General features: G+C 33.2%; 28 protein-coding genes. 23 read left to right on the top strand and 5 right to left on the bottom strand.

The window, feature by feature from the left end; all coding sequences use genetic code 11:
* The 8 genes from LS72_RS05360 to LS72_RS05395 all read left to right on the top strand — a co-directional run.
* Positions 1-1,587, top strand: a 1,587-nt coding sequence (locus LS72_RS05360) for a DUF2972 domain-containing protein (RefSeq protein WP_138155153.1), incomplete at its 5' end; no start/stop codon positions are given.
* 425 nt (positions 1,588-2,012) lie between these two features.
* The gene (gene ureA, locus LS72_RS05365) at positions 2,013-2,666 is read left to right on the top strand and encodes an urease subunit alpha (RefSeq protein ID WP_034554327.1); all 654 of its coding nucleotides are present in this window, start codon (positions 2,013-2,015) and stop codon (positions 2,664-2,666) included.
* Positions 2,663-4,372 carry an urease subunit beta gene (gene ureB, locus LS72_RS05370; RefSeq protein WP_034554325.1) on the top strand — a complete coding sequence of 570 codons (1,710 nt, stop codon included), beginning with the start codon at positions 2,663-2,665 and terminating at the stop codon, positions 4,370-4,372. Before ureA ends, ureB begins: the two co-directional genes overlap by 4 nt.
* Before the next feature lie 23 nt (positions 4,373-4,395).
* The gene (locus LS72_RS05375; protein WP_034554324.1) at positions 4,396-4,746 is read left to right on the top strand and encodes an AmiS/UreI family transporter; all 351 of its coding nucleotides are present in this window, start codon (positions 4,396-4,398) and stop codon (positions 4,744-4,746) included.
* Positions 4,746-5,264 carry an urease accessory protein UreE gene (gene ureE, locus LS72_RS05380; protein WP_034554322.1) on the top strand — a complete coding sequence of 173 codons (519 nt, stop codon included), beginning with the start codon at positions 4,746-4,748 and terminating at the stop codon, positions 5,262-5,264. Before LS72_RS05375 ends, ureE begins: the two co-directional genes overlap by 1 nt.
* A 1-nt stretch (position 5,265) precedes the next feature.
* Positions 5,266-5,928: an urease accessory protein UreF gene (locus tag LS72_RS05385; protein WP_034554321.1), complete on the top strand. Its 663-nt coding sequence runs from the start codon at positions 5,266-5,268 to the stop codon at positions 5,926-5,928.
* Between the two features lie 9 nt (positions 5,929-5,937).
* On the top strand, positions 5,938-6,543 hold the full coding sequence (ureG, locus tag LS72_RS05390; RefSeq protein WP_034554319.1) for an urease accessory protein UreG: 606 nt from the start codon (positions 5,938-5,940) through the stop codon (positions 6,541-6,543).
* On the top strand, positions 6,504-7,295 hold the full coding sequence (locus LS72_RS05395) for an urease accessory protein UreD (protein WP_238700722.1): 792 nt from the start codon (positions 6,504-6,506) through the stop codon (positions 7,293-7,295). Before ureG ends, LS72_RS05395 begins: the two co-directional genes overlap by 40 nt.
* Before the next feature lie 466 nt (positions 7,296-7,761).
* On the opposite strand, the gene LS72_RS10825 is transcribed toward LS72_RS05395, so the two are convergent.
* Positions 7,762-8,355 carry a hypothetical protein gene (locus LS72_RS10825; protein WP_194145562.1) on the bottom strand — a complete coding sequence of 198 codons (594 nt, stop codon included), beginning with the start codon at positions 8,353-8,355 and terminating at the stop codon, positions 7,762-7,764.
* 146 nt (positions 8,356-8,501) lie between these two features.
* Here LS72_RS10825 and LS72_RS05405 point away from each other — a divergent pair, with 146 nt between their 5' ends.
* Positions 8,502-8,717, top strand: coding sequence for a hypothetical protein (locus tag LS72_RS05405; RefSeq protein WP_138155155.1), 216 nt, complete (start codon positions 8,502-8,504; stop codon positions 8,715-8,717).
* On the opposite strand, the gene LS72_RS10830 is transcribed toward LS72_RS05405, so the two are convergent.
* Complete coding sequence (locus LS72_RS10830; RefSeq protein WP_194145563.1) at positions 8,714-8,869, bottom strand: hypothetical protein; 156 nt, start codon at positions 8,867-8,869, stop codon at positions 8,714-8,716. The two genes, LS72_RS05405 and LS72_RS10830, sit on opposite strands and share 4 nt — an antisense overlap.
* A gap of 127 nt (positions 8,870-8,996) precedes the next feature.
* Between LS72_RS10830 and LS72_RS05410 the strand changes: the two genes are divergently transcribed.
* Positions 8,997-9,215 carry a hypothetical protein gene (locus LS72_RS05410; protein ID WP_034554315.1) on the top strand — a complete coding sequence of 73 codons (219 nt, stop codon included), beginning with the start codon at positions 8,997-8,999 and terminating at the stop codon, positions 9,213-9,215.
* Positions 9,216-9,427: 212 nt separating this feature from the next.
* On the opposite strand, the gene hemW is transcribed toward LS72_RS05410, so the two are convergent.
* Positions 9,428-10,501 carry a radical SAM family heme chaperone HemW gene (gene hemW, locus LS72_RS05415; RefSeq protein WP_034554314.1) on the bottom strand — a complete coding sequence of 358 codons (1,074 nt, stop codon included), beginning with the start codon at positions 10,499-10,501 and terminating at the stop codon, positions 9,428-9,430.
* A gap of 113 nt (positions 10,502-10,614) precedes the next feature.
* Between hemW and LS72_RS05420 the strand changes: the two genes are divergently transcribed.
* From LS72_RS05420 to LS72_RS05475, 12 genes are all read left to right on the top strand, one after another.
* Positions 10,615-11,862, top strand: a complete 1,248-nt coding sequence (locus tag LS72_RS05420; protein WP_138155157.1) for a TolC family protein — start codon at positions 10,615-10,617, stop codon at positions 11,860-11,862.
* Positions 11,863-11,871: 9 nt separating this feature from the next.
* Entirely contained in the window at positions 11,872-12,624 is a 753-nt protein-coding gene (locus LS72_RS05425) for an efflux RND transporter periplasmic adaptor subunit (RefSeq protein ID WP_034553510.1), read from the top strand.
* A 2-nt stretch (positions 12,625-12,626) separates the two neighbouring features.
* A complete protein-coding gene (locus LS72_RS05430; RefSeq protein ID WP_034553509.1) occupies positions 12,627-15,680 on the top strand; it encodes an efflux RND transporter permease subunit in 3,054 nt (1,017 codons plus the stop codon).
* 115 nt (positions 15,681-15,795) lie between these two features.
* On the top strand, positions 15,796-17,967 hold the full coding sequence (locus LS72_RS05435) for a WD40 repeat domain-containing protein (RefSeq protein ID WP_034553508.1): 2,172 nt from the start codon (positions 15,796-15,798) through the stop codon (positions 17,965-17,967).
* 22 nt (positions 17,968-17,989) lie between these two features.
* Positions 17,990-19,060 (top strand): flavodoxin-dependent (E)-4-hydroxy-3-methylbut-2-enyl-diphosphate synthase, encoded by a 1,071-nt coding sequence (gene ispG, locus LS72_RS05440; RefSeq protein WP_034553507.1) that lies wholly within the window; start codon positions 17,990-17,992, stop codon positions 19,058-19,060.
* A gap of 41 nt (positions 19,061-19,101) precedes the next feature.
* On the top strand, positions 19,102-19,827 hold the full coding sequence (gene tatC, locus LS72_RS05445; protein WP_034553506.1) for a twin-arginine translocase subunit TatC: 726 nt from the start codon (positions 19,102-19,104) through the stop codon (positions 19,825-19,827).
* 10 nt (positions 19,828-19,837) lie between these two features.
* Positions 19,838-20,893 (top strand): tRNA preQ1(34) S-adenosylmethionine ribosyltransferase-isomerase QueA, encoded by a 1,056-nt coding sequence (queA, locus tag LS72_RS05450; RefSeq protein WP_034553504.1) that lies wholly within the window; start codon positions 19,838-19,840, stop codon positions 20,891-20,893.
* On the top strand, positions 20,890-21,471 hold the full coding sequence (gene rsmG, locus LS72_RS05455; RefSeq protein ID WP_034553503.1) for a 16S rRNA (guanine(527)-N(7))-methyltransferase RsmG: 582 nt from the start codon (positions 20,890-20,892) through the stop codon (positions 21,469-21,471). Before queA ends, rsmG begins: the two co-directional genes overlap by 4 nt.
* Complete coding sequence (locus LS72_RS05460; protein WP_194145564.1) at positions 21,456-21,653, top strand: PP0621 family protein; 198 nt, start codon at positions 21,456-21,458, stop codon at positions 21,651-21,653. Before rsmG ends, LS72_RS05460 begins: the two co-directional genes overlap by 16 nt.
* A gap of 9 nt (positions 21,654-21,662) precedes the next feature.
* Positions 21,663-22,031, top strand: coding sequence for a hypothetical protein (locus LS72_RS05465; protein ID WP_034553501.1), 369 nt, complete (start codon positions 21,663-21,665; stop codon positions 22,029-22,031).
* Complete coding sequence (locus tag LS72_RS05470) at positions 22,019-22,669, top strand: Crp/Fnr family transcriptional regulator (protein WP_034553500.1); 651 nt, start codon at positions 22,019-22,021, stop codon at positions 22,667-22,669. Before LS72_RS05465 ends, LS72_RS05470 begins: the two co-directional genes overlap by 13 nt.
* Before the next feature lie 316 nt (positions 22,670-22,985).
* Positions 22,986-23,183, top strand: a complete 198-nt coding sequence (locus tag LS72_RS05475) for a hypothetical protein (protein WP_034553499.1) — start codon at positions 22,986-22,988, stop codon at positions 23,181-23,183.
* A 35-nt stretch (positions 23,184-23,218) separates the two neighbouring features.
* On the opposite strand, the gene LS72_RS05480 is transcribed toward LS72_RS05475, so the two are convergent.
* Positions 23,219-24,103: an NAD(P)H-dependent glycerol-3-phosphate dehydrogenase gene (locus tag LS72_RS05480; RefSeq protein WP_034553498.1), complete on the bottom strand. Its 885-nt coding sequence runs from the start codon at positions 24,101-24,103 to the stop codon at positions 23,219-23,221.
* Between the two features lie 87 nt (positions 24,104-24,190).
* On the opposite strand from LS72_RS05480, the gene fliI reads away from it, so the two are divergent.
* A complete protein-coding gene (fliI, locus tag LS72_RS05485; RefSeq protein ID WP_034553496.1) occupies positions 24,191-25,492 on the top strand; it encodes a flagellar protein export ATPase FliI in 1,302 nt (433 codons plus the stop codon).
* Here fliI and LS72_RS05490 read toward each other — a convergent pair whose 3' ends face one another.
* Complete coding sequence (locus LS72_RS05490) at positions 25,493-26,890, bottom strand: hypothetical protein (RefSeq protein ID WP_034553494.1); 1,398 nt, start codon at positions 26,888-26,890, stop codon at positions 25,493-25,495.
* Positions 26,891-26,923 lie beyond the last annotated feature (33 nt).

The raw sequence follows: 26,923 nt of genomic DNA on the forward strand, positions 1-26,923 counted from the left end.
TATATAAAGACTAATCATCCTTATCCCCCTTTACTTAATCCTAAGAGATTATATAAGAAAGAAAGCATAGAAGTAAAATCTCAAAGAGAGGATAAGGAGGGTAAAGAAGAGCTAAAGAGTAAAGAGATTAAAAGCAATAATGAGGTAAAGAGTAAGGAGATTAAAGAGGATAGAAATAGAGAAACTAAAGAGGGTAAAGAAGTAGAGATTCAAAGTAAAGAAACTCAAAGTAATAGTAAAGAAACGAAAGAGAAAGAAACGCAAAATATAAAAGGGATTATTAAAGAAATAAGTAAGCAACAAGAGATACAAAATCAAAAAGAGAATAGGGAGGAATTAGTAGAAGTAAAAACAGAGATAAATAAAGGGATAGGGGATAGAGATAGTGAAAATGTAGAATCTAAGAATGAAGAATCCTTACAACCTTATGCTAATTTAAGTTATGAGAGTATTCCTGCTTCCCTTGCTTGGGATTTGAATTTGCCATTAGTTGGGGGGTATAATGGTATTTGGCTTTATAATAGCTCTGCAGGTGGGGAGGCAACACAATTCTTTTTTGGTTATTGTGAGGGGATTGAATTTTGCACACTATGTTGGAGGTTTAAAGAATACAAAAGTGCGTATATTTATTTATATCAAAATTATTTAGAGAGTAAAAATATTATATTTTCTTTTAATGCTTGGCAAAAGGGTGCAGAAAAATTTGGTAATTTGTTAGATAAAAAAGTTCCCATCTTTAGTATTACTAGAGATTATATTAGTCGATTAAAAACAGGTGTTAATCATATTGTTAGCACAGAGTCTATAACTAAGTTTAAAAATTTTTCTTTAAAGGATGAAATATCATTTCCGCAAATTTATTATCGTGGAGCTTATAAAAATAAACCCGATATTAATATCCTCAAGGGGAATAATTTTTCTTTAATGTGGGGAGACTTGGGAGGGCTTGGGTTAAGATTGAAATGGCTCAAAAATGCCATTTCTAAAGTTTATTTTATCCCTATTGATGCAATTAGTGGAGAGAGGGCTTTTTATACTTTTATGCAATTATCTAAAATCTTACATTTTAATCTTCCACAAAATTCCAAAGCTTTTAGTGGTAAGGTTAATAGGTATGAGGGTTTAATAATGCTGCCTTGTAACTTAAGAGTGGATACAAAAGATGTTGATAAACACATACAAGAAATACAAGTATTGATTACAACCTATCAATTGCATCCAAATTACGATAATAAGCTTATAAATATAATGAATTTTATAAAGGTTAAAGCACCACAAGATAATCTTGTTTTGTATGTTAAGCAAGAGGAATTTAGAGTATTAATGGAAAATAAAACTTTATTGCGATTGCTTCAAGAATATTTTAAGAAATATTTTAGTGCATTAAGGGGTTATATCAAAAATACTCAAGACAATCTTTTTAGCGAACAAGATATATTAAACTATTTTAAAAATCATCCGCAACTTGCCTTAGAATTTAAAAAGCAAGTTCAAGGAGATATTGAAATTATTAAATCGCAATCTCCCCATATTATAGATTCTTGGAAATATTATCAAGAGTTTCTTAGGATTTGTGAGGAAGGATAAGGAATAGCAACTTATAGCTTTCTTGGCATTTTTAATACATTCAAGTTTTAAGAACAAGATAAATTTAGATTATTTAAGAATTGTAAGTAAGAGGATTACAAACAATAGATAATAAAGGTATTTTAAGTATCAAAACTGCATAAAAGTTGCAAAGTATAAGGATTAGGCAGTATCAAACAAACTTTAAGTGTCAAGAAAAAGAATATTTGCGGTATTGTTAATTCCGATATAATGAATTTTTTTCTATAATCTCCTTGCATTTGGAGTTACTAAAATAAGTTTTATGTAATTGATAAATCTTAAATTTGGCATTTTAAGATATTAGGTAGATGTTTGGAATCCTAGATTATTGAGTAAGCATTTATCATAAATTTTTAGAATTCTTAAATTCTTTTAGAGAAAATATAAAAATATGAGGAGATAATATGAGATTAATGCCTAAAGAATTAGACAAACTAATGCTTCATTATGCCGGAGTATTAGCTAAATCGCGTAAAGAACGCGGAATTAAACTCAATTATGTAGAATCCATAGCCCTTATTAGTATGGAGGTTATGGAGCTTGCCCGAGAAGGAAACAAAAGCGTAGCAGAATTAATGCAATTTGGTAGAGAGATTCTTAGAGCTAATGAAGTAATGGATGGCGTAGCAAGTATGGTTGATGAAGTGCAAGTAGAAGTAAGCTTCCCTGATGGCACAAAGCTTGTAACAATCCATAATCCCATTGAGGATAATGGCAAACTTACTCCTGGTGAATATATCTTAAAAAATGAGGATATTATCCTTAATGCCAATAAAGAATCTATAAGCATTAAAGTCTCTAATAAAGGTGATAGACCCATACAAGTAGGTTCTCATTTTCATTTTTTTGAAGTCAATACACTCTTAGAATTTGATAGAAAACAAGCCTATGGCAAACGTTTAGATATTGCCTCTGGCACCTCTGTCCGTTTTGAACCTGGTGAAGAAAAAAGCGTAAATCTGATTGATTTTGGGGGCAAACAAAAGATTATTGGATTTAATGACTTAAGCAATATTCCAATAAATCAAAACAATAAGGCGGATAAGGATAGGATATGATAAAGATTTCAAGAAAACAATATGTTTCTATGTATGGACCAACTACTGGTGATAAAGTGCGTCTAGGGGATACAAATTTATTCGCAGAAATTGAAAAAGACTATACGACCTATGGCGAAGAGATTAAATTTGGTGGCGGAAAAACTATCCGTGATGGTATGGCTCAAAGTGCAAGTATGTATGAAAATGTGCTTGATGTGGTTATTACCAATGCAATGATTATTGATTATACAGGGATTTATAAGGCGGATATTGGTATCAAAAATGGAAAAATTATAGGCATTGGTAAGGCTGGGAATCCTGATATTCAAGATAATGTATTCCAAACAATGGTTGTAGGTGCAGCAACAGAGGTTATAGCCGGCGAAGGACAAATACTTACAGCAGGTGGGATTGATACACATATCCATTTTATCTCTCCTACACAAATCCCAACCGCACTTTATAGTGGTATAACAACAATGATTGGTGGAGGCACAGGACCCGCAGCTGGAACAAATGCTACTACTTGCACACCTGGAAAATGGAATATACAACAAATGTTACGTGCTGCTGAAGAATATGCTATGAATCTAGGGTTTTTAGGCAAAGGCAATAGCTCTAATGAGGAGGCATTAGAGGAGCAAATTACATCTGGAGCATTGGGGTTAAAAATTCACGAGGATTGGGGTTCTACTCCTGCTGCGATTAACCACGCTTTAAATGTCGCTGAAAAATATGATGTGCAAGTGGCTATTCACACAGATACTTTAAATGAAGCAGGTTGTGTTGAAGACACAATGAGAGCAATTAGGGGGAGAACTATCCATACATTCCATACTGAAGGTGCGGGTGGAGGACACGCTCCAGATATTATTAAGGCTGCAGGAGAGCTAAATATCCTACCTGCCTCTACAAACCCTACAATTCCCTTTACAAAAAATACCGCCGATGAACATTTAGATATGCTTATGGTATGCCATCATTTAGATAAAAAAATTAAAGAGGATGTGGCATTTGCTGATAGTAGAATCCGCCCAGAAACTATTGCTGCAGAAGATACACTCCACGATATGGGGATTTTCTCCATTACAAGTTCAGATTCTCAAGCTATGGGTAGAGTGGGTGAAGTCATCATAAGGACTTGGCAAACTGCGGATAAGTGCAAAAATGAATTTGGGGCTTTAAAAGAGGAATGCGGGGAAAATGATAATTTTAGAATCAAAAGATATATTTCAAAATATACCATTAATCCAGCTATTGCTCATGGAATTTCAGAATATGTAGGCTCTGTTGAAGTGGGTAAATTTGCAGATTTAGTGCTTTGGAAACCTAGTATGTTTGGTGTAAAGCCAGAAATGATTTTAAAAAATGGAATGATTGTAGCGGCAAAAATGGGAGATTGTAATGCTTCCATTCCTACTCCAGAACCTGTTGTCTATGCACCAATGTTTGGTAGCTATGGAAAAGCAAAATATGATTGTGGAATTACTTTTGTTTCAAAAATTGCCTATGATACAAATATTAAAGAAAAATTTGGGCTTCAAAGAATCCTTTTGCCCGTTAAAAATTGTCGCAAGATTACCAAAAAGGATATGAAATTTAATGATGTTGTTACACCCATTAAAGTCAATCCGCAAACCTATGAAGTCAGTGTAAAGGGTAAAAAAATCACTTCTAAATTTGTTGATAAAGTCTCTTTAGGGCAACTTTATAGCTTATTTTAGGGTGTAAATATTAGGCATTATTAATGGATGTGGCTATTGTTTTAATGAATAATGGTGTTTGTCACTTTACTTGTATTGATAGCAAAAGTGCTTCTATGATAAATATCTTTGCAAGATGGCTTTTGGGCTTTATCTATCTTTTACCCCCTCTATGGTGCTTTAATGTGGGGGCGGTGGCTTATTTAAACCCTCTTAAAAGCAAAAAAGTGGGTGTTGGGTTTGCTTTTATAGGGTTTATTTGGCGTGTTTTGTGTGGTTGGAGGAAGAGTGTTGTAAAAATTGAGTTTCAATTTATGCCTTATTTAGCCATTGCAGAGGGAATCTTCACCGCTTGGATTCCATCTTGGCTTATCCTTATAGGATATTGGCACTGATGCAAGTAGAACATATTATTGGCAACATTAAAGATATAGATGCAACGCATTTAGAGATTGATGAAGTGCAAATGGCTTGGTATGATACAAGAAAAAAAATTGCACGTTTAAGCTCACAAAATGGGCAAGTTATAGCAATGAAGCTTATTCAAGCACCAGAATGTGGATTAAATAATGGAGATATTCTTTTTTTAGATGAAAATAGAGCAATCATTATCTCTATTTTGCCTACTTGGGTGCTTTGTATGCAACCAACGCATTGGCATATTATGGCTAGATTATGCTATGAGATTGGGAATTTGCATATACCACTTTTTTGCAATAAAACCACAATGGAGTTTCAAGCACCCTTTGAAAAACCATTACAAAGAATCCTCCAAAGGCAAGGTATCGCATTTGAAAAAAAATGGTGCGTGCTAGATTCTAAAGATAGAATCAATATTACCTATCCTATTGCAAGTGAGCCAAAAATTATTCAAAGCCAACATTTTTCTATCAAAATTACAAAAAAGGAATAAATTGAACTTTTTGCTTTTACAAATCAATGATACACTTTTTCCCATAGGTAGCTATACGCATTCTTTTGGATTAGAAAGCTATGTGCAATTAGGCAAGATAAAAAATAAATATGATGCTAGAGATTATCTTAAAGCTTATTTGCATACGCAAATGTTATATACTGATTTACTAGCCATAAAGCTTATAAGAAAAGCACATTGTTTAGAGGAAATTTTTGAAATAGAATCTATTATTGCAGCAGCAACCTCTGCAAGAGAAGTTTTAAATGCTATACGAAAATTAGGGCTGCGATTTATAAAAACTATTAATGCTATAAAATTAGAGCAAAAAGCATTCTTTACAGCCTATACACAAACAAGCAAGAATCCTATTTATGTGGTTGCCTATAGTGTATTTTGTGTAGCTTATGGATTAAATTATCAAGATTCTTTATGCCATTATTTATATGCCCAAAGCTCTCAAGCTTTAACTAACTGCGTAAAACTCATTCCGCTTGCACAAAGTGATGGGCAAGAAATTTTAGCTTCTTTACATAAGGAATTTGATATTTTATGCCAAAAATTAGAGTGTCTTAAAAAACAAGATTTGTGTAATAACGCTATTGCAAATGAAATTAAAGCAATGCAACATCAATATTTACCCACAAGATTATATATGTCATAAAGGAGAAATATGGTAAAGATAGGCGTATGCGGACCTGTGGGAAGTGGCAAAACTGCCCTTATAGAATCCCTTACACGCAAGATGAATGAACAATATTCCCTTGGGGTTATTACCAATGATATTTATACACAAGAGGATGCAGAGTTTATGAGTAAAAACTCTGTGCTTCCTAGTGAGAGAATAATAGGAGTAGAAACAGGTGGTTGCCCTCATACTGCTATTAGAGAAGATGCTTCTATGAATCTTGAAGCCATAGAAGAAATGCAGGAGAGATTCCCAGATATTGAGATTTTATTCATAGAAAGTGGGGGGGATAACCTTAGTGCGACATTTAGTCCAGAATTAGCGGATTTTACCATTTTTGTTATTGATGTGGCACAAGGAGATAAAATCCCAAGAAAAGGTGGTCCGGGTATTATGCGTTCAGATTTGCTTATTATCAATAAAATTGACTTAGCCCCTTATGTGGGTGCAAATTTAAGCATAATGGAAGCAGATACTAAAAAAATGCGTGGGGATAAGCCATTTTTATTCACCAATATCCGCTCTCAAGAGGGAGTTAATGCGGTGATTGAATGGATAAAAAAATACGCACTTTTAGAAGATTGTCTATGAGTAGCTTTACACAAGAGAGTATTTTAAAGCTTAAAACCAAAAAAGGGTTAAATGGTAAAAATATCATTGATGAGATGTTTTTTACTCCACCCTTAAAAATAATAAGCCCATTAGAAGATGGAGATATGGCTGAAATTATGCTTATATCCGTATCTGCTGGGCTACTTAAAGATGATAAACAAGATATTGCTATACATATTGGCAAAGAAAGTAAAATAAGATTAACTTCACAAAGTTATGAAAAAATACACGATACACAAGGTGGTTATGCCAGCAAACAAACACAAATCATAGTTGAAGAAAATGCTTTTTTAGATTATGCCCCTTTACCCACATTGCTTTTTAAAAATGCTTCTTTTAAAAACACAATGGATATTTATCTTTATAAGAATGCTAAATTACATTATAGTGAGATCTTATGTGCTAGAGCTTGTGGTGAAATATTTGATTTTTTAGAGTTTCGCTCAAAGGTTTGTATTTATAAAGACAATAATTTGGTATTTTTTGAAAATATGCACCTTAAGCCTGCAGAAATGGATTTACAAAATCCTTGCCTTTTTGATGAATATACCCATATTTTAAGTATTATTATATTTGATGATACTATAAATATCCAATCCTTAGAGCAAAAAATCCAAAATAGCTCTTTAAATGTCGGAATAAGCACAAATAATGGGGCTATCATCATTAGAGCACTTGATAATCAAAGTGAAAGATTGCTCCAATTTAAACAGGATTTAGCCCTAAGCTAAATATTAGGAGTAAATAAATAAATTTGAAACAGAAAGCTTTGTTTCAATTTTTGAATTTTTGTGCCTAGAAAAAGTGGAATCTTAGAGTTTTACCCCCTCTAAGAGCAAATAAAGCTGATATTTCACATTTATTAAAATATTTCGATAGTGGAGTTTTAATGTTTAAGCTTACAAAAATGTATGAGGAGGTGGGTAGATGGACTTAATACTAAAAAGGGCATTCTTTACCTTTTATCCTTAAAATAACAAAAGGTAAGTCAAAGGCTTTTACTAGATTTAGCTAAAGTCTTAGAATGAGCTATTACAAGGAAATTTTATTTTTGCTTTTACCTTTGTTTTTCTTGAAATTCTCTTTTTAATCTAGGTATTACTAAGAAGTAGAATCTTAAATACCCTCCTTTATACCAATTTTTATCCGCTTCTATAAGCATTTCTCCAAGCTTATAAGTAAAGTATTGTTTTCCTTTTAAAGCTTCCTTGTAATCTGCATAGGATTCCAGTTTAGGAAGCTTGTCGGCGGGATTTTTTGTAAGGTTTTTTGGTATTTCTCTTGCTCCATTTTATGTTGAGCTTTTAGATAGCTAAGAGCATAGGGCATTCTGATATATCCTAAGAAGCTTTTAGAGTTTAGGATTAAGCAACTTCCTAATTTATAGGCTAGATGATTTTTTACCCTGTTTGCAGCTCCAGTGAGTAAATGTTTTTGTGTAGGGGGATTTATATCCGGAGTGGTAAAAGTTATCTTATGGAATAATTTAGGAAATGGTGGCAAGGGGGTATTGAGGTCGCAATCTTTAAAATAAGCAAAGCGGTTTTTAGAGCGGTTGCAATAGAGGCAATCATAGAGCAATTCTAGTTTTTCTAAGGCATTATCTAGGGATTGCAGCTTTGCTTCTAAGGATTTGGGAGAGGAATTTGTCTTTTTGGTAAATATAGTGAAAATCATTTGTTTCTCTTTGAGTATGGAGTGTAGTTTGCTCTTGTGTCCAAAGCTCATATACTGGATCATCGCGTAGCCAAAATCTATGTTCTTTGATACATAGTGCCAGATTTCCTGCATAAATGCTATTAGATTCTTTATGCCACTAATCACGCTTTAGCCCCTATAATACTACCGCTTGGGATAAATGCACCCTTAAGTATTGCACTCTCTTGCCCACACCAAATGTGGTCTCCTATATAAATGCTTTTGCTAAAATTTGTTCTTTGGAAGTTATTAGAATCAAAAATCAAATGATGATCGCAAGTGTTAAGCCAAATACTCCACGAAAACATACAATCATTCCCAATAATGATGTGTTTGCTCTCATAGACTTTAATACTTACACCATTAAAAGTAGAATCATCACCAATATAGCAAACTCCATTTGTGGTAGTTGTTATCGTGCCATTGAAGCGGATATTATTTCCAATAAAAACTAAGCTATTATTGCCATAAAAGTGATATTGATGTTATGACTAACCCCTGCGAAATATAAAATATTATGAGAGCCTACAAAATTTACTTTGTGATTCTTTTGTTGGTTTAAATCTCCATAGATAATATTATGCTTTTCTTTGAGAGTTTTTTGCATTTTTTAACCTAGAAAATAAAAATTAAATCCTATTTTTACTCTTTTTATAATTAAAAAGCCCTAAATTTACCTTGTTGTGTTTTAAAGCGATAAAGGATAGATTTTTGCAAAATTTAAGAGGTTTGAAATGACGCAACGCGATCTTGCAGGTAAATTAGATATTAATGTGAAAACTTTGAGGAAGCGGAAAAAAGATCGCCCAAAGGTTTATAGACTCTTGATGATTGGCTTAAAGGCAGAAAACGCACTGGTAAGCTTCAAAGAAAACATTGAAGCATTAGAGCAATTAATCCAAAGTCAAGAGGGAGAGGAATGTACAATAAACATTAATGATTTGGAAAAATAAATACCCCTAAAAACTCTTTAGATTCTAAACTTAAAGTTTATGTATAGAATCTTAAAACCTTTGCAAAGCTCAAAAGATAGCCTTAATAAAGGATAAGATAATCTAAACTTCCTTAAGGATTTTAATATTTTAAAACTTCAATCAGGGATTCCCTTTATTAAACCATAGCACAAGTTCATTGCATTTTATGCCTAAGTGCATCTAATGATGGGCTAATCTTGTAAAAAAAGTGCTAGAGAATCGCTTAGAAAATAATCTTTTGCATAGATTTTATCGCCCCTTTTTTCAACCTTTTTTTCTTCTAAGAGTATTTTTAAATGTTTGGTTTGAGTAATTTTCTTTTCTGCCACTCCAACACAAGAGCGAAACCCTAAAAATAAAGTTTCTAGCTCTATATCTTGGGGGCTTAAAACTTCTTTGCTTTCTTTATCTTGGTTTTTTTCTTGGATATAGGTTTTTATATCTTTTTGTGTATAACTCCTTATATCATTAATGCAACTAACCGCACCTGCACCAACTCCTAAATAAGGCTTTCTCTCCCAATAATTAAGATTATGTTTGCAACGATAATCCCTTGCGTAGTTACTAACTTCATATTGATAAAATCCACAAGATTGTAAATAAGACTTAATAAAATGCCCCATACTAGGGAATTCTTCAAAGTCTCCCTCTCTTTCTTGTTTGTTTTGTAAGAAAAATTTACTCCCCTCATCAATGCTTAATTGATAAGCAGAGAGATGATTAATTGGCATTTGTGAAGCTTGTGCTAATTCTAGCTCTAAAATTTCTTTTGTGCAAAAAGGAGTGCCATAAATCAAATCTAAGCTTACATTTTCTATTTTTGCTTGTTGGATTACTTCAAAGGCTTTAGCAATGCAATCCTTTTGGTGAATCCTCTCTAGGAATTGTAGTTTTTTATCAAAGAAGCTTTGCACCCCTAGGCTTAAGCGATTAACCCCAAGACTTTTTAAACTTTTAAGCCATTGCAAAGTTAGTGAGTTAGGATTAGCTTCAATATTGACCTCACTATTATTTGAGATATAGGGTTGCAAGGTTTCAAAGATAGGTTTATAAAAGCCAGAATCAATGACATTAGGCGTCCCCCCACCGATATAAACAGAAGAGAATTGAGAGATTTGTAAATATTGTATTTGACGCTGCAAATGTTTATGGAGTGCTTCCATATAAGAGGTTTTGAGATGATTTTGATTGGTAGCAGAGTTAAAAGCACAATAACCACATTTGCTATCACAAAAAGGAATATGTAAATATAGAGCAACTTCCATAGCCTACCTTATAAATAAAAATGTATGCTAATGTGTTTTTGTTGAATCCCCCTTTATTTTTAAAAATTTAAGTAAATTTTCGTAATAATGTAAGAAATATTTAGGAGTTTAGGTTGTTGTTACGGGTATGGTTTTGCCTTTTGTCGCTTTTAACAATCTTAGAAGCTAAGGGCTTAAAAGAACTTCTTTATCAATCCTCTAAAAACTCTCTTTTAGAAGCACAAGAATACCAGACAAAGGCTTTGCACTCTCAAAAACAAGCTCTTTATGCAGGCTATTTACCAAAGGTTGAAATAGGCTATGCTTATACAGAATTTAAAAATCCTGATATTTTCTATCCTAAAAATACTAATGGTGTTTATTTAGAAGCTTCTTGGTTACTCTTTGATGGGCTAAAAAGAGAGGGGAAGCTTACTAGTGCAGATTATCAAATACAATCTTCTAAATTCCAAACACAAGCAACACAAGAGCAGATTCATCTGCAAATTATCCAAACTTATTTTCAAGCCCTAAGTGTAGAATCTCAAATCAATGCTTTAAAGTACCAACAAAAAGAGCTAGAAGAGAGTATTGCTAAATACCAAATACTTGTTTTTTCAGAGCTTACTTCCAAAGATACTTTAGAAGCTATTAAGGCACAATTTTCACAAAATGCTTATCAATTAGAAAGTGCTAATGTCGCTTTAAGGGCTTATAAGGAGCGTTTAAGCCTTTTAAGCGGAGTGGAAGTGGAGGATTTAAACCCTAATACGCAGTTAAAAAGCATTGAGGTTTATAAACCAAGTAGTGATACCTTTGCTTTGCAATCTAAGTTTTATCAAGTTAAAGGTATAGAAGCCACAACTTCACAATATACTTATCTCCCAACCATTACCTTTTATAATCGTTACACCAATTTTGATTATCGCCATAGGAATATCCCTACGCTCCCTTTTCCTTTAGCCTTGCAAGAACCTAAATACCAAAATGTGTTTAGGATTGATATTTCTATGACTATTTTTGATACCCTTGCAACTTTTAGGCAAAGGGAATCTTCTAAGTTTTTAGCATTAGCTGCAAATGCGGAATATTTTTACCAAAAGGACTTGCAAAAAAGGGAGCAAGTTATCGCTAAAAATGCCCTAAATAGCGCTAAAGAAAAGATAAAATGGGCAAAATCTAGTTTGGATTCTGCAAATATTGCTTATGCCTATGCCAAAGAAAAGTTTAACGCAGAGCTTATTGATTATACCCAATACCTTAAATCCCTTTCTTTATTATTAAATGCGGAATCTTTTTATGAGGAATCCCGTTTTGATTATGAGATTAAAAAGGCAGAATTTCTCTTTAAGAATGGGGAAAAATTAAGTGATTATTTATAAGGTCTGGTTATGCGGTGGTTGAATGTTTTTGTTGTTTTATTAGGGTTTTTACCTGTTATTGGTAAAGAGAGTATAGAAAGGGGAATTTATGCAACCTTTATCGTGAGAGCTTCCCAAAGTGCTACTTTAAGCCTTGCAAGTAGTGGGATTGTAGAATCTATTTTTGTAGAGGTTGGAGATAAGGTGGAAAAAGGGGATAGGCTTTTGCAGCTTAAAACAAAAGAACTTTATCAAAAGTTACAAATTGCTAAGGCTACAATGGAGGCTTTAGAACAAAAATACCAATTTATCACACACCAATATGAACGTTACCAGAAATCCCAAATGGCACTTGATAAGAACACTTTAGAAAAAATCAAAACTGAATATTACACAAGTGGTTTTGAACTAAAAAAAGCACGAGCTAATTATGCTTTGCAAAAAGAATTGCTAGATAATGCAACCCTTTATGCACCCTTTAGTGGAGTGATTGTTGCTAAAAATGTAGAAGTTGGTGAGGCTATAGGTGGCTCTCCATTGTTGGGTTTAGAAACTTTTGACAAAAAGGCTATATTAGAATTTGATTCAAAGTATTTTCAAGAAGTCAAGGTGGGAGATAAATTCATCATCTCTCTTAATGGAAAGAAGCAAGAAATACCTTTAGTGTTAAACAAGGTTTATCCTAGTATTAATACAAAGAGCAAAAAAGCTATGGCGGAGGCTTTGATAGTGGATATAGAAATTCCTTCAGGGACTTTTGGTGATGGATTTATTGTGGAGTAGGAATGTCTAAAATTGCCATTGCTAGACCTATTACTACTTTGATGTTTGTTTTAGCTTTGATGTTTTTTGGTGTGAATGCCTTAAGGAATCTTAGTATCTCCCTCTATCCTAATGTAGATGTTCCCATCATCACCATTACGACTTTTTATCCCGGGGCTAATCCAGAAATTATTGAGGGAAAAATAACCGATAAAATTGAAGAAGCCATTAGTGGTATAGAATCACTTAAAAAAATTACTTCCCTTAGTGCGGATAGTGTTAGTGTGGTAGCGGCGGAATTTGAGCTAGAAAAACCTATTGAAATAGCGGCTAATGATGTGCGTGATAAGGTTTCAGGCGTAAGTTTTGGGAGTGAAGTAAAATCTCCTATTGTTGAGAAAGTTAATATTGGGGGAGCTCCTATTATTTCTTTGTTTATTGCCCCTAAAGAGTCTTTTGCTAATACGCAAGAAACTTTAGCCTTTCATACTTATGTTAATGGAAACATTAAGCCTTTGTTGCAACGTATTAAAGGAGTGGGGAAAGTCAATCTTGTAGGGTTTTTAGAGCGAGAGATTAGAATATACCCTAATTTGGGTGCTTTAAATAAATATAATCTCTCTTTTAATGATATTGCCTATGCAGTTTCTACGCAAAATATTGAAATTGATGGTGGGAGGCTTGTTGATAAGCAAAGAGAGTGGAGGCTTGTAACAAAGGCAGATGCACAGAATATTCAAGGATTAGAGGATATTATTGTCGCTAACAACATTAAGCTTAGTGATATTGCTAGAGTTGAAGATTCTACACAAGAGGCTAGGAGCTTTTCTTCGCTCGGGTTAAAGAGTGATACTTATGAGGGTATTTTATTAGAGATTCAAAAAATCACCGGAGCTAATGAGATAGAAATTGCTAAAGCAGTGCAAGAGTTATTACCCATTTTGCAAGAGCAAAATGCAGAGTATTCCATAAAAATTGTGCGGAATACTACTTCTTATATTCAAGATAGCATTAATGCGGTGGAATTTGATTTAATCTTAGGGGCGTTTTTAGCGGTTTTTATTGTTTTTTTCTTTTTAAGGAATATAAGGATTACTTTTATTTCAAGTCTTAGTATCCCTGCTTCTATTTTGGGGACTTTTGCTTGTATGCAGCTTTTTGGAATGACTTTAAACCTCGCTACTATGATAGCCCTTACCTTAGCTATTGGTATTATTATTGATGATGCGATTGTAGTTATTGAAAATATTTATAAAAAATTAGAGCTTGGGTTATCAAAGCTAGAAGCTGCTTATGAAGGGGTAAAAGAAATTAGCTTTGCTTTAATTGCTATTTCTGCAATGCTCTTAGCGGTGTTTTTTCCTATTGCTAATCTAAGTGGTGTAGTAGGGAGGTTTTTTACTTCCTTTAGTATTACACTTGTAGCGGCTATTCTTATTTCTTATGGGATTGTGATTACTTTTATCCCTATGCTTAGTGCTAGAATTGCTAATGCTAAAAAAAGCCTTTTTTATCACAAAAGTGAGAAATACTTTAAGGCATTAGAGATTTTATATATTCGTCTTTTGGAATGGGTTTTAGCCCGATATATTTTGGTCATTGTTGGTATTTTTAGTCTTTTTGTGGTTTCTTTGTTTTTAATTACTAGACTTGGGGTGGAGTTTCTCCCTGCAGAGGATAAGGCGGAGTTTGATATAAAAATCCTTGCAAAACCGGGAATCTCGCTAGAGGAGATGCAAAGACAAAGTTTAGAGATTCAAAAGTTTTTAGAAAATATTAAAGAAGTAGAATATAGCCTTTTAAACATTGGCTTTACATCAGAAAAAAAGGTTTATGAAGCAAAGATTTATGTGCGTTTAGTGCCTTATAATAAAAGAGAGAGGAAACAAAAGCAAATCATAGAATCTTTGCGGCATTCTTATAAGGCATTTGCTAAAAATTTTAATATTGATATTACTATTATTGAAATTCCTCAAATTAGCTTAGGAGAGGATGATTCCCCTTTTCAAATGGCGATGTATTCTTTGGATAATGAAAGCCTTAAGCAAAGTTTGCAAAAGCTTTTAGATTTTATGCAAAGTAGCGGAAAATTCCTCGATATACATACAGATATTAAGGATAAAACGCCCGAGTATAGGATTATTATTAATCGTGCAATAGCAAGTGAATATGGGTTTAGTGCTAAAGAAATTGCTCTTGTTTTAAATAGTGCTTTTAGTGGAAGTGGAGCTATTTCTTATTATCGCGAAAATGGGAAAGAATATGATATTGTTTTGCTCTCCCCCCAAAAAAGTCAAATTTTAGACTTGCAGTCTCTAAGTTTGCGTAATGCTAAGGGTGAAAATGTGTTTTTAAGTGGTTTAATAGTCATAGAGGAGATTAGCGGAGTTACTTCTATTAAGCATTATGATAGACAAAGAAGTGTGATAGTTTATGCGAATTTAAGTGATGGCATTAGCCTAGGGGAAGCTACAAAGTTTGTTGAGGAGCAAAAGGGAGAGTGGTTAGATAAGGGTGTAAATTATAAAATTGAAGGTTATGCAAAATATTTAAAAGAAACTAATGCTGCTTTTATTACCGCAAGTTTGAGTGCTTTTGTCCTTATTTATTTTATCTTAGCGGCTTTATATGAATCTTTACTGCAGCCTTTTATTGTTATGGTTACTTTACCCTTAAGCTTTACTGGAGCTTTTTTGGCATTATTTTTAAGCAATGAACCTTTAAGTCTTTTTAGCATTATGGGATTATTGCTTTTAATGGGATTGGTGGGGAAAAATGCGACCTTAATCATTGATGTGGCCAACCAAAAAAGAGCCGAAAAAATGGGATTAGAAGATTCTATTTTACAGGCTGGAGAATTGCGTTTGCGTCCTATTTTGATGACCACTTTTGCAATGATTTTTGGAATGTTGCCCCTTGCTTTAAGTGCAGGTGCTGGGAGTGCAATAAAATCCCCTATGGGGATTGCGATGATTGGCGGATTATCCCTTTCTATGTTTTTAAGCTTACTGATTGTGCCAGCATTTTATAAGCTTTTAGCCCCACTTGATGAAAAGATAAGGAGCTTTTATAAATAAAGATTTATTGTGCTATGTTACAACTTAAATTAGCATTTCTTGTTAAGAAGTTTTTTACAAAAAGCAAAGTAATATTTCTTGCAGTATTTAGGTAGTGAGAAATTAAGGAATTTTTATGTTTCCTATCAAAAAAAAATTAAAACTTATTGGCAGTGTTCTTGGGCTTTCTACCAATAAAACTTCTATTCTTTGCATTGATAATTTTTATAATATTTCAACCTTTTTGTTAGAAAATAAAGTCATTGATAAAACTTTACAGCTTTCAAAAAAATTAGAACCTCTGCATCATTTTAGTAAAGCTGTTGCTATCTCTTATGAAACTTCTAGGATAGTTGTTGGTTTTACTAAAAATAGCGAAGGCATTGTTTTAAATGTAGGAAAAAATATCGCTCCTATTACTTCCTTAACTTGGCAAAAACTACCCATTACTAATATAGTATTCTCTCCAAAAGATAGATATATTGCTGTTGGAGGACAAGATGGAAGAGTATTAGTATATTTTGGTGAAAATTGTCAATTACTTACTAGCTTTCCCCCTGTCTCTGATGCGATTTCTTCCCTTAGGTTTAGTGAAGATGAGGAGTTATTATTTGCAGGCTCTTTTAATAAAGATACCTTTATTGTAAATTTGTTAAAGAATGTGCAAATTGCCCATATGGATTTTGATTCTGTGATTGAAGATGTAGTGTTTTATGATAATAATACAAAAATTTTTTGTGTTACTAGAGATGGCAAGACTATTACTTATGATATTTTAAAAAAGAGCATTATTAGCGAGAACTTGTTAGGCAAATATTGGCTTACTATTACTAGGAAGTTACCCAATGAGGATTTTGCTATTGTAGCAGGGAGGGATAATATTTTACGCATAATGCACCTTTCTACTAATACTTTAATAGATAGCATTATCTTAAAACACATAGGTGTTACTGCTATGTTTGTTTCTGAAAATATGCTTTATATAGGGTATAGTGATGGGGTTATTGAAATTATTGATATGGAAGAAACTAAAGAGGAAATGTTAAAAGTTTTAGAGCAGAGTGATTTAAAAGCTGCTATTAAAATTCTTCAAGAAAAAAATATTTTTTTGCAGCTTTTAAATGAATATATTACAAAAGTTGAAACATTATGGAAAGAAACTTTAGAGCGGGCTATTGATTTGTTAGCTAAGAATAATATAGAGGAAGCAACAACACTTGTAGAGCCATTTATGCGTGATAAAAAGAAAAAAGAGGAATTTGATTATTATTGGCAACAAAAAGAAAGTGTGGCAAAATTTATGGATGCTATTGAGGCAAAAAATTATGGGCAAGCTTATACATTAGCACAGCAACATCCTTATATTCAAAATACGGTTGCTTATGGGGAATTAGAGGATTTATGGGAGAAATGTTTTACGGGGGCTAAGAAACTTCTTATTGCAGATCATAAGTTAAACCTTCCTAAGGCTCAAGCTTTGTTAAAAATCTTTGTAAATGTTAAGTCTAAAAAAGAAATGATTACTATGCTTTTAAATAATACCAGCAAATTTTTACGCGCTGAAACGGAATATAAAGCAAGGAATTATGGGGAATATTTCAAGATTTGTGAAAAATTTAGTTTTTTAAAAGAAACATCGCTTTATAAAAATGCCTTGTATATAGGGGAGCAGATTTTACAAAGAATTAATGCCTTAGAGAATCAAGCAAATTATGCTAAAGCTTTAGAGCTTTGCGGATTACTTGCTTCTATGGTTCCATTTGCAAGCATTGCTAATGAGAAAATTAAAACCATTGAAAATAAAAATGCATTTATAGATCTTTACAAAGAAAGACGACTTGTAGAGGCTTTTGCTATGATAGAGGCTAATTATGAGCTCTATTCTTTACAAGAGTCCAAAAATCTTTATGATGAATTTAAGAGCAGTGTTAAAGTGGCTTTTGAATATGCACTTAAGGGAGAGGGAGAATCTGCTCTTAATGCTTTAGCGGAGTATCTTAATGTTGAAACTTTTCGTGATAAAATTGCCTCATTGCTAAAAGTAGCTTATTTGGCAGAGTTTAAATTAAATGCCCCTAGTGCTGAGAATGAAACACAAAACATCAATTGGAGAGAAAGTTTTAGGCATTATATTGACCGCTATGGTAAAGATGAGGAATTAAAGCAAGTAGCAGAGAATTTAGGGCTACTAGATGTGCTTGAGGGCATCTCCTATGAGGGAAATCCAAAGGGGTATTTAAATACCATAGTTGCAATTTCTTTACTTTGTATTGATAATCAACCTTTGCAATCCTATGAAATCTTGTGAAAACCAAATATAGGAATAAATAATGCAAACTTCTAATCGTTACCCTACTAGAGAAATACAAGTTGGAGGAGTAAAAATAGGCGGGAATTCCCCAATTTCTGTGCAAAGTATGACTTATTCAAAGACTGCAGATATAAAAGCAACTAAAGAGCAAATTGATCGCTTAATGTTTGCAGGTTGCGATATTGTTCGTGTAGCAGTAAGTGATGAGGAGGATGCTAAAGCCCTAAAAGAATTAAAAACTTGTATCTCCCTTCCTTTAGTCGCTGATATTCATTTTCGCTATAAATTTGCACTTATTGCCGCAGAGAGTGTGGATTGCATTCGTATAAATCCCGGAAATATTGGTTCAAAAGAGAAAATAAAAGCGGTTGTGGATGCTTGTAAGCAACGGGATATACCTATTAGAATAGGGGTCAATGCGGGAAGTTTGGAGAGAGCTTTTGAAAATAAATATGGTGCTACCCCTAAGGGAATGGTGGAATCTGCACTTTATAATATCAAGCTTTTAGAGGATTTTGGTTTTAGCAATCTTAAAGTCTCCCTTAAAGCTAGTGATGTGGAGAGGACTTTAGAGGCTTATAGAATGCTTCGCCCTCTTGTGGATTATCCCTTTCATCTAGGGGTTACAGAAGCGGGAGATCTAGAATCTTCGATGATTAAAAGTTCTATGGCTCTTGGTGGGCTTTTGTTAGAGGGTATTGGCGATACTATGAGAGTTTCTATTACCGGGGAGCTAGAAAAAGAAGTGGAGGTAGCGCGTTCTATTTTGCGTTATAGTGGCAGACAAAAAGAGGGTATTACTTATATTTCTTGCCCAACTTGTGGGAGATTACAAGCGGATTTAGTGCCTTTACTCCAAGAAATTAAACAAAGAATGCCAACTATAAAAACCCCTATGCAGCTTTCTATTATGGGTTGTGCAGTGAATGCTTTGGGAGAGGCTAAACACGCTGATGTAGCTATTGCTTTTGGTAATGGAGATGGGTTAATTATCAAAAGGGGTGAGATTGTCGGTAAATATAAAGAATCTGAACTTATTGATGTGTTTATTCAAGAAGTGTTAGCCACAGAGCAAGAATTAAAAAAATAGAGGTTTGATATTACTATTTATATTAGGTGATAGGGAGAAAAATGCTTGAAGATTTAAAGCCTCATATACAAGATTTGCGTAAATGTCTTATTAATATTACGATTGCTTTAATGGTTACTTTTAGTGTCTCCTTTTATTTTTGGGAGATTATTTTAGAATGGATGATAGCACCTCTTAGTGTTGCACTCCCTAATGGGCAAGAAAGTGTTATTTTCACACAAGTAGGGGAAGCTTTTTTTACCGCTATAAAGGTGGCTTTTTTTAGTGGTTTCATTTTTGCATTGCCGGTTATTTTTTATCAAATTTGGGCTTTTGTAGCACCAGGTCTTTATGACAATGAGAAAAAAATGGTAGTCCCTTTTGTGATTTTTGGGACTTTTTTCTTTTTATGTGGTTGTGCGTTTGCGTATTATGTGGCTTTTCCTATTGGCTTTACCTATTTGATTAACTTTGGAACTCAACTTTTTACCGCATTACCCAGTATTGGAGAGTATGTAAGCTTTTTTGCAAAGCTTATGGTAGGTTTTGGAATCTCTTTTGAACTGCCTATTATAACTTTCTTTTTAGCAAAAATTGGGTTGATTACAGATAGGACATTAAAAGAATATTTCAAATACGCCATTGTTTTTATCTTTGTGTTAGCGGCTATTCTAACGCCCCCTGATATACTCTCTCAATTTTTAATGGCAATTCCTTTAACTTTGCTTTATGGACTTTCTATATTAATCGCAAAAATGGTTAATCCTTATAAGGAAGCACAAGAGTAAGGTAAAAATAGTGGATGTATTATCTTTGCGAAGTTATGATTATATACTGCCTAAAGAGCTTATTGCTAAATATCCTGCAAACCCTAAAGAAAACGCTAAACTTTTAGTTTATAACCGCAGGGATAAAAACATCATTCATAGTAATTTTTGGAATTTTGCTAACTTTTTGCCTCAAGATACACTTTTAGTTTTTAATGATACAAAAGTTATTCCTGCTAGATTCTATGGAAAAAAGGTATTAAAAGATTCTAAGATAAGTCAGCAGGGGGCAAAGATTGAAGCACTTTTTCATAAGGAATTAGAGAGTAATTCTTATTTGCTACAATGCAAGGGGAGACTTAAAGAGGGAGAAAGAATCGCCTTTGTGGGGAATATTATTGCAGAGATTATAAAAGATAAGGGAATGGGGTTTAAAGAGGTGAGATTTTTTGAAGTGGCAGATGGGGTTTTAAAGCCTTTAAAAAAAGAAAAGTTTTTTGCTTTTTTAGAGCAATATGGACATATCCCTCTCCCTCCTTACATTAAAAGGGAAACTAAAATACAAGATAGGGAGGATTATAATGCAGTTTTTGCTAAACACCTAGGAGCTATTGCCGCTCCAACGGCTTCTTTGCATTTTAGTGAAGGAACTTTTAATGCTTTAACCCAAAACTTTAAACACACTTATGTAACCTTGCATATAGGGGCTGGAACTTTTATGGGTGTAAGTGTTGATAATATTTTAGAGCATAAAATCCATAAGGAATCTTTTTATATCTCTCAAGAAAGCCAGCAAAAAATTTCTGAAGCTACCCATATTACTGCTATTGGCACGACGGCTACTAGAGTAGTAGAATATTTTGGATTAACAGGATATGGGCGTGGAGAATGCGATTTATTTTTGCATTTACCTAATAAGCCCCTATTAACTAAAGCACTTTTAACAAACTTTCATTTACCTAAAACTACACTTCTAATGCTTGTAGCTTCTTTTGTTGGATTAGAGGAGATGCAAAGGATTTATAAAGAGGCGATTAAAGAGAAGTATCGTTTTTATTCTTATGGCGATGGAATGTTAATACTATGAATTTAGCATTACCTTTAGAGAGCTTAGAAAAGCTAGAATCCTATAAGGAGTTTTTACAAAAATGGAATAAAATTCATAATTTAAGTGGAGCTAGAGATTCTAAAGAGATCTTAAAGAATATAGAGGATTCTTTGCATCCTCTAAGCATTCAAACCCTTAATCTAACAGAAAAAAAGATGCTTTTTGATGTAGGAAGCGGGAATGGGTTCCCAGCAGTCCCTCTTGGAATTGTCCTAAAAATACCTGTGATTTTGTGTGAGCCTAATGCTAAAAAGGCTGCTTTTTTACAAAATTTAAAAGCACAATTAGCTTTAGAGAATTTTGAAATTTTGCGTCAAAGGGTAGAGGAAACTAGGTATCATAAAAGCATAGATTTCATAACCTCTAGGGCGACTTTTAAGCTTTCTTCCTTTGTAACAAAGGTTAGGCATTTAATCCATAAGGAAACTTTAATATTGCTTTATAAAGGAAGTAGGGTTCAAACTGAAATGATGGAATCTCTAGAATTTAAGCAATACCAAAGAGGCTTAAGACATTATCTTGTATTCAAAGGAGAATCATTATGCAATGGTTATTAATCTTGGCTTTGATTGTAGGCATTTATTACTTTTTTATCCGCAAACCCCATAGAAAAGAAAGCCCTAAAAAACAAGAAGAAATTATGGTTGAATGTGAAAAATGTGGGATTTATGTCTCAAGTAAAGAGGCTATTATCCAAAGTGGTAAATATTATTGCTCTAAAGAATGTTGTTTAAAATAAAGGAAAATAATGCTTATTTTAAATCATCCTTTTATTAAGCCTTTGCAGCTTGTTTTAATAAAAAGTAAAGAGGATATTCAAAATTCTTTGCCTACAGATTTTTTGATATTAGACGAAAATTTAGAGTTAGCAAAATTTTGTTTTGAAGCTAATGTAGAGTATGCCTCTATGGTAACAGATATTACTAAGGCCTTATTGCTAGTGAATCTAGGAGCAAAGTTTTTAATGACTAGAAATTTACAAATAGCAAGAGATTTGCAGCACTTAGCAGAGACTTATCTCTTTGATTCTAAAGTTTTGTTGGTAATTAGCAAAGAAGAAGAGATTAAAGAGGCTGCAAAAAAGGGTATTGATGGAGTAATTTTTTGGAAGTTTTAGAGGAGTTTTATCCTTTTAGCTCTTTGCCTAAAGAGGAAATTTCAGCTTTAAAAGAAATTATGCGGATAAAAAGATACCAAAAAGGAGAGCTTATTCTTTATGAAGAGGAGAAAATCTCCTCTCTTTATTTTTTATTACAAGGCGAAGCAAAGATTTATAAAGTTAATCGTTTTGATGGAGAAATTTTTTTAGGGTTTTTAAAAGAAGGATTTTTGATTGATTATAAGCAAGACTTTAAGACAAAATCTTTTGCGAATGTAGAATGCAAAGTGGAATCCCTTGTCGCTTGCTTTGAAGCTGAAAAATTTAATATTCTTTTGGGGGATTATCCAAAAATCTTGCAAGTTTTCTTTAAAGAGTTATTAAAAAAGATGACTTTATATGAAGAGCTTATTCAAAGAGAATTAGTTTTTGATAGCACAGCTAAAGTAGCGTATGCTTTAAAATTTCATTTAAAGGATTTTAATATTCATAGAAAGAATGAAAGTGCGGCATTTTTGAATATTCAGCCAGAAACCCTCTCAAGAATACTCAAAAAACTTCATCGTGAGGGGATTATACAGACTAATAAAGTAGGTAAAATTGAAATTTTAGATGAAGATAAACTCCAAATGATTTTTAAACAGGATATAAGATAGCAAAAATTACGACTGGTCTTATTGTAATTGGCAATTTATCATTAAAATAAATTTTCAAAACAGCAAGGATTTTACACATTTAAATCCTGCTTTAAAGGAGTTTGAAACTAATCTTGATATTTTGTGCTTTAGTGATAATCATAAGCCAAATTAGATTCTATTTTTGATAAATGGATATTTTTAAAAGCTCCATAGAGGATTAAACCTCTCTAATAAGCTTCATGGGGATAAAATTTTAGAGGCTAATACTTCAAAATAGATACTGCTAACAATCAAAGGATGCGTATCCAAAAAATGGCTTATCTTTTAAGTCATTATGCTAATTGGTGGATTAGAAAAATTTGTTGGAAAAACACAGATTCTAACTCAAGCAAAGGTTAAAGAGGTAGTAAGTATTAGTAGGGAGATTTTAACAAAATTAGAAACTGCAACTTTAAGTGAAGATATTGCCACACAATCTAGCGAGGAGTTTATTGTAGTGGCACAATTGTTAGAGGGGTTGCATAGGATTTAAAAGAAATTAAGCTTATAGAGAAGTTTAGTTTGTTTTTAACGATTCATTAATGCCAAGAGGCTTTCTTTGGGATTTTTACCTTGTATAATTAAAGCAACTTCCTTGGCAATAGGGGTGTAAATATTGTGCTTTTGTGCTAGGGAATAGATTTCTTTAGCGGTATAAATCCCCTCAGCTATCTCTTGAATTTCTTTTAAAATGTTCTCTAAAGATTTACCTTCAGATAACCCAAGACCCACACGAAAATTTCTTGATAAGGTAGAATTAGAGGTTAAAAACAAATCTCCAGCTCCTGATAATCCTAAAAAAGTCTCTTCTTTAGCACCAAAGAATTGACCAAAGCGAGACATTTCTACCAATCCTCTAGCCACTAAAGAAGCCTTTGCGTTATTACCAAGCTTTAAACCCTCACAAATCCCGCTAGCAATGGCAATAACATTTTTATAAGCCCCAGCAATCTCTCCGCCAATTACATCATCATTAGCATAGGGTTTGATAAAATTTGGGAATAAAGGTAACCATTCTTTAGCGTATTCTAATTTGTAGGAATGAATATTAAGCGCACAAGGTAAGTTGTCTGAAACTTCCTTAGCAAAGCTAGGTCCTGCTAAAAAACTAGGTGTTGCTTGGGCGTAAAACTTTTCAAAAATATCACTCACAAATAGCCCATTAGTAATGCCTTTTGATGCGACTAAAATCTTAGAATCTTTTGGTAAAGGAGAAGTGCTAAGCCAAGAGGGCAGAGCATTAGAGGATATTGCAACGATGAAAAAATCACTTTTTTGTGCTTCTTCTTGAGTGATTTGATAAGGAAGATTAAGGTTTTTTCTTGAGATGATAAAAGTCTCATTTTTATGCCTAAAAGCAGAGGCTAAAGCTCTCCCCCAAGCACCACCTCCAAATACACTAATTGTTGCCATGATTGTCCTTATTGCTTTTATAGAAGAATTTTAATAAAAATATATTAAAATCTTACTTCATCGTGATTTTGTCAATAAAGAGTGCAAATGGCATTAGAAAATATCAAAGAAAAGTTAAATAGACTTAATCTTTCCCCCACTTTTGGTGTTATTATTAAAGTTGAGCAAGGATTCTTATTAGCTAATGGCTTATCCCCTAGCATTGGTGATATTGTAAAAATCGTTAATGAAGATAATAATGCTACCATAGGGATGGTGAGTGCTTTAGAGGAGAGCAGTTTTAAAATCACACCCTTTTCTTTTGTTGAAGGCACTAAGGTTGGGGATAAGGTGTATCTTAATACTAAAGGATTACAAATCCCTGTTGGGAATGAGCTTTTAGGTAGGGTAATTAATCCTTTAGGAGAACCTATTGATGGCAAGGGAGAATTAAGAGCAGAGGGTTCTATGCCTATTATTCGCCCTCCTATTGCTGCTATGAAGCGAGGAATGATCAATGAGGTTTTTAATGTAGGGGTTAAAAGTATTGATGGGCTTTTAACCTGTGGAAAAGGACAAAAGCTTGGAATATTTGCCGGAAGTGGAGTTGGAAAATCTACTTTAATGGGGATGATAGTAAGGGGTGCAAGCGCTAAGATTAAAGTGGTTGCCCTAATTGGTGAGCGAGGAAGGGAAGTCCCAGAATTTGTAGAGAAAAATTTAGGGGGAGACTTAACTAATACCGTTTTAGTGGTAGCTACAAGTGATGACTCTCCTTTAATGCGTAAATATGGTGCATTTGCTGCAATGAGTATTGCAGAATATTTCAAAAATAAGGGTGAAGATGTGCTTTTTATGATGGATTCTGTAACGCGTTTTGCTATGGCACAAAGAGAGATTGGATTAGCCTTAGGTGAACCACCTACAAGTAAAGGCTATCCGCCCTCTGTTTTAACATTATTGCCACAACTTATGGAAAGAGCAGGGAAAGAAAATAATCAAGGCTCTATCACCGCATATTTCACGGTTTTAGTAGAGGGGGATGATATGAGTGATCCTATTGCCGATCAAAGTCGTAGTATTTTAGATGGGCATATCCTCTTAGATAGAAACTTGACAGATTTTGGTATTTATCCCCCTATTAATATTTTAAATTCCGCTTCAAGATTAATGAATGATATTGCCACACAAGAACACATACAAGCAGCAAGGAAGTTTAGGAGATTTTATTCTTTGTTAAAAGAAAATGAAGTTTTAATTCGTATTGGTGCTTACCAAATGGGAAGTGATAAAGAATTAGATGAAGCCATTAGCAAAAAAGAGGGAATGGAAAATTATTTAAAGCAAGATCATAATGAGGTGTTTAGCTATGAGGCAAGTATTAATGAGCTTATTACGCTTATGCAATAGTTAAATAGATAAGGGAATAAAAAGCTGCGGTATATTAGAGAGCTTAACACTTAGGCTCTCTGCATCTGTTAGGGATGACCAAATGGATTTTTTGGTATTTTTAAGCGGGAGGATTTGTAGAATCTGTTTTTCTCTATTAAGCCAAAATATTGGGTTTATCGTATTAGAGCGTAAAATTTCTATTTTTTTATCAAAGATTTTTGCAGTATGCTCATAATAGTTAATGGCTTCTTTGTGGTAGTTTCCATCAGGATCAAAATCATAAAGTTTTATTTGTAAGCCTATTTGCGTTGAAAAATCAAAAACCACAGAGGAGATTTTTTCGGCTTCTTCTGTGTTTTTTGGGATAATAACAACACTAGTTTTAAGGCTATCTAAGGCGGTATTGTTAAGTTTAAGTAGAGGAATCCCTAGACTAAAGAGAAAAGTTTGGTATTTTTTTAAAAGGGAGCTTTCTAGCAAAATTAATCCAATATTTTTAGCTTTTTTATCTTTTTGAATAATTTTTATAAGCGAATTTTCATAAAATTCTACACCCCAAGCAATATTGTCTTTATTTAAGGCAGGATTGTTTTTTAAAGATTCAAGCTTTTCAAAAGAATTAGCGTTAAAAAAACACAAATGCAATCGTTTATTTTTAAACTTATTAAAAAGCCATAAGGTTTGTTGAATACAAGAATCTAGGTATTGGCAATGGAGCATATCAATATATAAAACAATATCTTTCCCAAAAGGTGTGGGGAATTGCCCTACTTCTTCTTTGATTCGGCGGTAAATATCCCAAAGTGTTGTTGGATCACCGACTAAAAGCAAAGAATCATTAGGGAGTATGGTAGTAGAGTATTTTGGTAAGATGAGTTCATTAGAGCGATAAATCGCTGCAATTTTCCATTTTTTTTGCTTTATAATACCAAAAGGACGATAAGCATAAGGGCTACCAAAGGGAACATTAACTTGCATAATTTCACCCTCTTGCAGTCCGATATTTTTTGCTATCCTTGGAGTGTTTGGAAAGTTTTCAAAGAGTTTTGCACTTAAAAAGGCTGCTTCATTAATCATTATAAGGTGATTATCCTCTTCATCTAAAGGTATTTTGCCTAAGAGGTGAATTTGGATATTTTTGCTAAATTTACGAATAATTGTGTAAATAATGGCTCTTTCTTGAACTTGGTCTGTAATGATGTAGCAATCTGTGATTTGGGGCGTTAAAATCTCTTTTAATCGGTGCGAAGAGCAAGGGTCAAATTGGTAAGTCTCATTATGTTTTGAATGAGCGGGCAAAAGTTCTTTATCTAAAGAGACAAAGATATAAGAGTTTTTATCAAAATGCTTATGAGTAAGGGTAGCTACAAATTCTTTTGCTACAATTCCATCTAAAATTAAAAGCACTTTTCTCATTCTTAAGCCTTATCAAAAAATCTTGAAAATGTA

It is taken from the genome of Helicobacter apodemus (assembly GCF_000765745.2).
GTDB lineage: Bacteria > Campylobacterota > Campylobacteria > Campylobacterales > Helicobacteraceae > Helicobacter_D > Helicobacter_D apodemus.